Raw genomic sequence first — 8,534 nt, forward strand, 5'->3', positions numbered from 1 at the left:
TATCAAGCCCTGCCCCGGCGCCTTAAATAAGCCGGGGTAGCCGCTTAACTGGCATATAGAAGCGCTTCGATGTCGATACCCGCTTCACGCATCTGGGCCAATTTATAACGAAGCGTACGAGCGCTGATGCCCAACCGATCAGCAGCTTCCTTACGGCGTCCACGCTCGGCACGTAAGGTTTCCATAATCAATTCGTACTCGTGACGGCGCAAGTCTTCGCCAAGCACTGGAGCAGATACGCTATCAGAGGATTCTATAGGCTTCAGCGGTACTGCTCGTATAGCAGCAGAATGCAAGGAATCGACTCCCACAAGGCCCGACGCCAGCTCCAGGCAGAAGTCTCCCGGCTCAATCACGCCGCCCTGCTGAAGGATCAATGCGCGCTGAATGGCATTATCCAATTCACGCACATTCCCTGGCCAGGCGTGCTGTTGCAGCAGCGCAATAGCCGACGCGGAGAATACTGGTACGGATTGACGCATCTTCTGCGCATGGGCATTCAGGAGTCGCTTGGCTAGCGGCAGTATATCGGCTCGCCGTTCCCGAAGCGGCTTCCACGCCAGCGGAAAAACCGACAACCGATAATAGAGATCCTCCCGGAAACGCCCTGCCGTCACCTCGGCTCCCAAATCGCGGTTAGTCGTGGCCAAGACTCGAATATCCAAGGATATCGGTTTACGTGCCCCTACCCGCTCCACTTCCCGCTCCTGAAGAACGCGCAGTAGCTTAGCTTGCAGCCCTAGCGGCATTTCGGATATTTCATCGAGCAGAATCGTACCGCCATGTGCCAATTCGAACTTTCCGGGCTGAGCCGCTATCGCACCAGTAAAAGAGCCTTTTTCATGGCCAAACAGAGTCGCCTCAAGCATGTTGTCCGGAATGGCAGCGCAGTTGATAGCCACGAAAGGCCCCGCTGCCCTCTTCGACTGCTGATGAATATAGCGTGCCAATACTTCTTTGCCGGTGCCCGACTCGCCCGAAATTAATACTGTCGAATCGCTTTGGGCTACGCGAGCAGCCAAAGCAAGCAATTGCCGACTTGCAGGCTCTTCGGCAACCGGGCCTTCGCCGCCTGCTAAATCCTGATCTACCGTGTGACGTGCTACTACCGCCAACAAGGTGCTTGGCTCGAACGGTTTGACCAAATAATCGGAAGCCCCCTGTCGCATTGCCTCCACAGCACGCTCTATAGAGCCAAAGGCGGTCATCAACAGAACAGGTATCTGCCACTGTTTCTGCCGAATACAGGTCAGTAATTGATGGCCGTCCATGCCCGCCATGTTCACATCACTCAGGACAAGCGCATATGTATTTTGGCTGAGCGCTGCTAATGCCGCCTCGGCGCTGTCCACAGCCTCACAGGCGAAGCCGCCTAACTCCAGTGTATCGAGCAGAGCCTCGCGCAAGGCGAAATCGTCTTCGACCAGTAGAATCCGTTCTTTCATGCGGAACCCTCCTCGTCCCACTGGACCAGCGGCAAGGTAACGGTGGCGCAAGTGCCCCGCCCCCGTCGCGAGCGAATCAATAAATCGCCTTGATGCGCACGCGCCACAATCCTGGCAATAGCTATACCTAAGCCCGTTCCGGTGGGTTTAGTCGTAAAAAACGGTTCTCCTAGCCGAGCCAAGGTTTCTTCATCCATGCCTGGGCCACTATCACTAACAGACAGATGCAGCCGCTCCCCGCGGGTATAAGCATGCACCTTGAAGCGCGCCTCTTTTCCGGCAGCCTGAACGGCATTTTCGATAAGATTAAAAATAGCCCCGACCAGGGTGTCACGGTTACACAGCAGTACACCACTGGCAGCATCACATTGCCATCGGACCATAACACCATCGACATGAGTTATGGCCGCCTGCTTAATGGCTTCAAACAACTGACGCGGAGATAGTTGATCCTGCAGGGGCAAATCACCTCGAGCAAAAACCAGCATGCTCTGGAGCTGACGCTCAAGCTCATGCAAGCGCTCCTTCAATCGACTGGCAAAGCGCTGCTGCTGCTCAAATGGCAAGGGCTGGTCAGTAAGATGCCCGGCGTATAACATGGCTGCCGATAGCGGCGTACGAATCTGATGCGCCAGCGAAGCCATCATACGCCCCATGGACGACAATCGCTCATGGCGTGCCAGCTGTTCCTGCAGGCGGCGCGTCTCGGTCATGTCATTGAGCATGACCAGCTGGCCAGCCTCGTGATCCAGTGAGCGGGTCGCAATAGATACCCGGCGGCCGTCCCTTAGCGAAACCTCGTGGCCGTCATCCTGACGCGGAGCAAAACAGTGCTCGATAACATGCCGCCAAGGCTGCCCCACGAGAGGCTTACCTAACAAGGCGATAGCTGCTGGGTTGGCCTCTCGTACAAAGCCATGCCCATCGATAATAACGATGCCGGCTGGCAGAATATCCAGAAGACTTTGTAGACGACTCGCCAGACGCTCACGCTCGCCCAACTCGCGTATGCGCTGAGCGCTTTCGCGAGCTAACTCGCCCTTGAGTACGCCCAAGTGCGCCTCCAAGCCTTCTAGCGCTTCGTCATCCAGAGTGAAGTTGTGCTCGTAAGCGACAGGAGCCCGCTCCAGCAGGCTAATAAGGTCGTCAAGCTTGGCATCGGGACCAAACGAAGGTGGAGCTGAAGTCATGAGCGCTCTCGTCGAGACAAAAATTCGTCATTGAATGAGAGCTAGCAAGGCTCATGCCGCTAAGCGGATAAACTTACCGAACGGGCAGATGACTATTCATCCGCCAGCTCATCCTCCCGGCGTCCCATGCCGTATTTACGCATTTTCTCCACCAAGGTAGTTCGGCGGATACGCAAGCGCTCAGCGGCACGCGCTACGATTCCCCCAGCGTCATCCAACGCTTGCTGAATGAGGCTCTGCTCAAGATTGGCCAGGTAATCCTTGAGATCAAGCCCTTCACTGGGTAACAGTGCCGACGAGCTGGAGCTTGGCAAACTGCCGCCGCCACTAACACTCGCCACGGCTTCTCGCTCCTCCAACTCTTCGCGCAGCGATGCCGTCAGCGCATCGTTTTCATCGTCAACATAACGGAATTTATGCGGCAGCTCGGCCACCCCGATCACACCATAGGGATGCATGATCGCCAGCCGCTCGACCAGATTGGCCAGCTCACGCACGTTACCCGGCCAGCTGTGTCGACAGAGGGACATAATAGCTGCAGCGTTAAAACGTATGGAGCCACGCTTCTCGTGCTCCATACGTGAAATTAGCTCATTGATGAGCAGCGGAATGTCCTCAGCCCGATCACGCAACGGCGGCATGTCGATGGGAAACACATTGAGCCGGTAATATAAATCCTCCCGGAAGGAGCCCTGCTCGATCATTTTCTCAAGATTCTTGTGCGTCGCTGCGATGATCCGTACATCTACGCTCTGCGTCTTATTACTGCCTACGCGCTCATAGGTACGCTCCTGCAAGACACGCAGCAGTTTGACCTGCATATTCAGCGGCATATCGCCGATTTCATCCAAAAACAGCGTCCCGGTATTCGCCAGCTCGAAGCGGCCGGCCCGGCTGGTAATTGCTCCGGTAAAAGCACCCTTCTCATGACCGAAAAGCTCGCTTTCTAGCAGCTCCGCCGGAATGGCACCGCAATTGACCGGCACAAATGGCCCTTCGCGACGTTTGGAATGAAAATGCAGATTACGCGCGACGACTTCCTTGCCGGTGCCGGACTCCCCCAGGATAAGAACGCTAGCCTCGGTATCGGCTACTTGCTGCATCATCTTGCGTACGCCCTGAATGGCACGGCTGGTGCCTACCAGGCTACGAAACAGATTAGGCTCGCGTTGCCGCCCACGCCCGCGGGCTTGGTCGTACATTTCGCGATAGACCTGAGCACGGTGAAGAGAATCGAGCAATTGGTTGTAGCTGACCGGCACCTCTAGGGTGGACAGGATGCGCCGACGAATTTCGTCTGGCCACTCACTGTAAGACTGTGCGCCCAAGAGCAGAATGGGAAGGACCTCATCCCAAGTACCCAACTGCTTGAGCAACTCGACGGCCCCACCCTGCGCATCAACTCGACCCAGCAGAACGCAGAGAATGGATCTGCTGCTTTCCAGCGACTCCACAGACACCTGCCATTCCTTACTGCTGGTAGAAGCGATGTGCTCCTCACCCAGGAAATTCAGAATGACGGTAAGGTCATGGCGACGGCTGGCGTCATCTTCAATTAGGAGGATCTTCGTTTCACGCCACATCTTCGATTGTTCCCTTCCGCCGATGACCACTAAAGGCATTGCCCCCTAGTAAAGTCAAAACAGTGAGAAGAGTCAATTTTATGACGTGCTTTATTGTAAGAAATTTGGTTAGCCCACTGATTAAATCAATTAGCCATAGAGCTGATATACCTTAGCACCTTTAGTTGAGCGCCTCATGCTTACCAACTCGTCTCTAGCGGCATCCCGCCTCTCTTGGCAAGCTTCTATAATCGAAGCGTAAAGTTGGAATAGTTGAGTCAGAATAGCTCTTAAAACATTCTTATCAGTGGTTGAACTAAGCGCTGCCTTTTCAACATAATTACGACAGACTTGATCTAGCTCAGCAATTCTCTCCCAGTCGTGATGAACAAAGGCAACAGCCAGCTCATCTCTTACAGACTCTAGCTGCTCTAACGCCGATTTTTTCCCAAAAATATTCATCAGCGACTCCCAAATTAAGGGGCTATGGCATCCCAGCCTAACTTTAATTCTCTAAGCAAGCCCGCGACCTCATCGACTAATTTTATATCATTAGTACGGTTAGCCTTGCTTAATTGAACAATCATATAATCATATAGGCGGTCTAAATTGACGGCTATATCGCTACCCTTGCTGTGGTCAAGCGCCTCACGCAAGCCACCGATAATGCCAATAGCTTTGCCAATAACCTCTCCCTTTAAAGCGATCTGATTATGTTCAATGGCACCACGCGCTTGCGCTAAACGCGTTAAACCACCCTCCATAAGCATCTGAATTAAACGATGCGGGTCAGCTGCCAATACCTGAGCTTGAACATTGACCGTCTGGTATTGCTTAAGGGCTGTATTCGGGCTCATAAAATTCCAGGACTGTTGAATTAATCATCCAGTTTATCGGCTGAAAACAGAAAACTTTAAGTACACACAATACAAGCTTAATGTTTTTATCGAACCACTTCAAAAATTGAAATGCCCTGCAGGTAGCCGTACGAAAGCGCGATTTACTATCACTTACAGCTAAGCAAAACGTATCCTAAAACCACCCCTCAACACGAGTTAGGTAGTTAGCTATTAATGCTAGACAAAGTAGCCAACAACGAACTGCTCGTGTTACTCATTTGCCCTACCAATGCATCCATAGCATTAAACTGTTTAAGCAGACGCTCTTCGAGAGCGGCAGCACGAGCTTCCTGCTGAATCTTTTGCTCATCGACCTGCCTTAAAGTTGTCTGCAGCCCATTGACTCGTTGCTCCAGCAAACCGCCACTCTTAACATAACCATCAATACTGTTGGACAAGCGCTGCATTAGTCCATTCGTACCGGCCAGAAAGGAACCTACAGAATCATAATTATCACTTAATGCACTTGATAGCTTTTCATCATCTATTGCAAGCTTGCCATCTTTTTGAGTAGTAACACCTAAATCCGCCAGAACACGAAATGGGCCTTCTACTTGTGACGTCAGCTCACCACGGATTTTACTAAGCAAGCTACGTACGCTAGAATCACCTACTAAGTTACCCGTTTGCGGCTGCTTTCCGTCTCCAACAGCAATAACACTAGTCAAAGTGTTAGTTGTCGAAATCAGCTTATTATAGCTATCAACAAAACTTTTTATTTTTTCCTTAACGCCTGTCGTGTTTTCCCCCACCGTAACGGTTACATTTTGATTGCTTTCGGCCTTAACCAAATTAAACACTACACCCTCAACAACACCAGCAACCTCATTACTAGCACTGCTAAGCTCTAATCCATCAACTTTGAACTTTGCGTCCACTGCTAACTGCAAAGTTGTGGTTACCTTACGACTTCCATCAACTGAATCAGCTAAAGCCTCTAAACCCGCATTGCTAGTAGTCAGCGTAAGGTCATTACCCGTACCACCTTTATCGGAGGACAAAACTAAACGCGATTTATTAGTACTTGGATCAGTAACTATATTGGCAGTTACGCCATTACTCTTTAATTGTGAATTAATATTGTCTCGAATATCTTTGAGACTAGCCCCGTCTGCTACAGAAACATTATAACTATCACTTCCACGACCTATTACTAACGTACCACCTTGACTAAAGGTAGCCGACGAATCACCTGCTATAGCTCCAGAAGAAATTTTGCTGCTAGATGCCAATTGAATTACTTCAAGAGAATAAACGCCAGCTGCAGCCGTCGTGCTTGTAGTAGCGGTAACGCGTGCTGAATCTGAAGATGTAGCCGTTCTTTGATTAAACAAATCTATATCGTTTAAATTTTTGAGAGATGTTTGGAATTCGCTCAAGGAACTTTTAAGTGTACCTAACGAAGATATCTTGGCCGTAGTTGCTGTTTCCAAGCGACTTAGTTGAGCATCCTTAGGGGCTCGATCAGCACTAACCAAAGCCGAAACGATAGATTGGATATCCAGCCCAGAGTTAAAGCCTGATCCTAAAGTAATATTTGCCATATTTACTTCCTCACTTAAATGCCAAAAAATGGTGTTTGCTTTATCTAAAAGCAAACACCATGCCTAACCTTATGCCTCAGCCTTAAACAATAAGCCCCGCATTTCTTTTATATTTTCGGCCACTCTTAATGCTTCTTCAGAAGGTATTTGGCGAATCAAATCACCCGATGCTCTGTCGATAACCTTTACAACGATTTGCTCAGTAGATTCATCAAGTGAGAAATTAATATTTCGACCGACAGAACTAGCAAACGCATTCATTTCACTCGTTGCGCTCTTAAGCTGCTCAAGCGTAGGGGCTGTCGGACTAGTTCCTGTTTGAGCCACACCAGCCTGCGCAACAACTGAACCACTCACTGTGCTAGTGACGTTTTGGGAATGGTTAACTGTTGAAACTGCTGTCGTTTTTTGGGACCAATCTGCTATCGCATTTATATCCATAACAGTTCTCCACAACAAAAAAGGAGGAAGGGCTAGCCCCTTCCTCCCGTCAACTCATGCTGACTACCTTACGCCGCCTTAGCGGAGCAAGCTAAGTACAGCCTGCGGAAGCTGGTTGGCCTGGGCCAGAATTGAAGTACCAGCCTGTTGCAGAATCTGGTTCTTGGTCATGTTTGCCGTTTCAGTGGCAAAGTCTGTGTCCTGGATTCGGCTCTTAGCAGCAGATACGTTTTCTGTGATGTTTTGCAGGTTACCGATGGTGTTGTCGAAACGGTTCTGCACAGCACCCAGGTGAGCACGCTGCTGGTCAATATTCTTGATCGCCTGGTCAATTACCAGCACCGCAGTCTGCGAGCCCTTCACCGAAGTCAGATCAATAGCGCTCAGCTTGTCTTCGTTAACCGCGGTGTCTGCTGTGTAGGCACCAGCAGTAATACCCGCTACTGCACCACTTACAGCCAGCGCTGTCAGCTCGTTAGTACCATCAGCTTTCTGCTGGGAGATAACCTTTAGCGAACCGTCGGATTCGACATAAGCGCCCACCCCAACGTTGGCATCGTTAACCGCCGTAGCAACGGCCTTGGTGTAGTCTGCACCGGTGGTGCCGCTGGCAATAGTCACATCAACGCTAAAGTTATTACCATTTACCGTGCCGGAAACAGTAATCGTACCTGAAGCAGTAGCTGCACCAGTACCAGAAGAAACGCAACCTTCGAAATACTTGCCCTTGAGTGAGTCAGTGCTCATCTCGTCGATCTTCACGCTGATCATTTCGTTGGCCGCACTGCCGACCTGGAAAGTTGTAGTCCCAAACGAGCCGTCGAGCAGCTTCTTGCCACCAAAGGTAGTGGTGTTGGAGATACGGTCAACTTCCTTTTTCAGTTCGGTCACTTCGTTGTTTAGAGCCTTTCGCTCGTCATCGCTGTTGGAACCGTTGGCCGACTGCAGAGCCAGGTCACGCATACGCTGCAGCAGAGAGGTAGACTGCTGAAGAGCACCTTCTGCGGTCTGTGCCATGGAGATGCCGTCGTTGGAGTTCTTGACGGCTACGTTCAGGCCGTTGACCTGAGAGGTCAAACGGTTGGCAATCTGCAGACCTGCCGCGTCGTCCTTGGCGCTGTTGATGCGCGAGCCAGTGGACAAGCGCTGCAACGTAGTTTCCATCGATTTGGAAGAAGCGTTCAGGTTACGCTGAGTGTTCAGCGAGGCTACGTTAGTGTTAACTGTTAAAGCCATGATGTTGTCCTCCGACGGACATAATTTGTTTGCCTGACTTGCGACCCGGCCTGACAACCAATGAGTTCGCGTTCATTTACTGTTTCGGCGTTTTCACTGGAAGCTTTAGGGGGTCAATCAAATTTTTTATCTTTTGACTTGACAGGTAAGCAATCAAGATCCACCTCAAAGGCCTACCCTCCTATCCAGTACCTTTAATATCGGACGGCTTGCCTAA

At 50.8% G+C, this 8,534-nt stretch carries 8 protein-coding genes; all 8 read right to left on the reverse strand.

From position 1 onward, the window contains the following. Nucleotides 1-44 precede the first annotated feature (44 nt). The gene (locus IQ22_RS21530) at nucleotides 45-1,445 is read right to left on the reverse strand and encodes a sigma-54-dependent transcriptional regulator (protein ID WP_145145862.1); all 1,401 of its coding nucleotides are present in this window, start codon (nucleotides 1,443-1,445) and stop codon (nucleotides 45-47) included. Next, nucleotides 1,442-2,635, reverse strand: a complete 1,194-nt coding sequence (locus IQ22_RS21535) for a sensor histidine kinase (RefSeq protein WP_145145864.1) — start codon at nucleotides 2,633-2,635, stop codon at nucleotides 1,442-1,444. Before IQ22_RS21535 ends, IQ22_RS21530 begins: the two co-directional genes overlap by 4 nt. A gap of 92 nt (nucleotides 2,636-2,727) precedes the next feature. Then, on the reverse strand, nucleotides 2,728-4,218 hold the full coding sequence (locus tag IQ22_RS21540; RefSeq protein WP_145145866.1) for a sigma-54 dependent transcriptional regulator: 1,491 nt from the start codon (nucleotides 4,216-4,218) through the stop codon (nucleotides 2,728-2,730). 129 nt (nucleotides 4,219-4,347) lie between these two features. After that, nucleotides 4,348-4,659: a flagellar protein FliT gene (locus IQ22_RS21545; protein ID WP_145145868.1), complete on the reverse strand. Its 312-nt coding sequence runs from the start codon at nucleotides 4,657-4,659 to the stop codon at nucleotides 4,348-4,350. 14 nt (nucleotides 4,660-4,673) lie between these two features. After that, the gene (fliS, locus tag IQ22_RS21550; protein ID WP_145145870.1) at nucleotides 4,674-5,054 is read right to left on the reverse strand and encodes a flagellar export chaperone FliS; all 381 of its coding nucleotides are present in this window, start codon (nucleotides 5,052-5,054) and stop codon (nucleotides 4,674-4,676) included. 206 nt (nucleotides 5,055-5,260) lie between these two features. Next, on the reverse strand, nucleotides 5,261-6,640 hold the full coding sequence (gene fliD / locus IQ22_RS21555) for a flagellar filament capping protein FliD (protein ID WP_145145873.1): 1,380 nt from the start codon (nucleotides 6,638-6,640) through the stop codon (nucleotides 5,261-5,263). A gap of 69 nt (nucleotides 6,641-6,709) precedes the next feature. Beyond that, a complete protein-coding gene (locus IQ22_RS21560) occupies nucleotides 6,710-7,081 on the reverse strand; it encodes a flagellar protein FlaG (protein WP_145145875.1) in 372 nt (123 codons plus the stop codon). Between the two features lie 78 nt (nucleotides 7,082-7,159). Then, nucleotides 7,160-8,317: a flagellin gene (locus IQ22_RS21565; protein ID WP_145145876.1), complete on the reverse strand. Its 1,158-nt coding sequence runs from the start codon at nucleotides 8,315-8,317 to the stop codon at nucleotides 7,160-7,162. Between the last annotated feature and the right edge of the window lie 217 nt (nucleotides 8,318-8,534).

The organism is Pseudomonas duriflava, from assembly GCF_007830155.1.
GTDB classification, from domain to species: domain Bacteria; phylum Pseudomonadota; class Gammaproteobacteria; order Pseudomonadales; family Pseudomonadaceae; genus Chryseomonas; species Chryseomonas duriflava.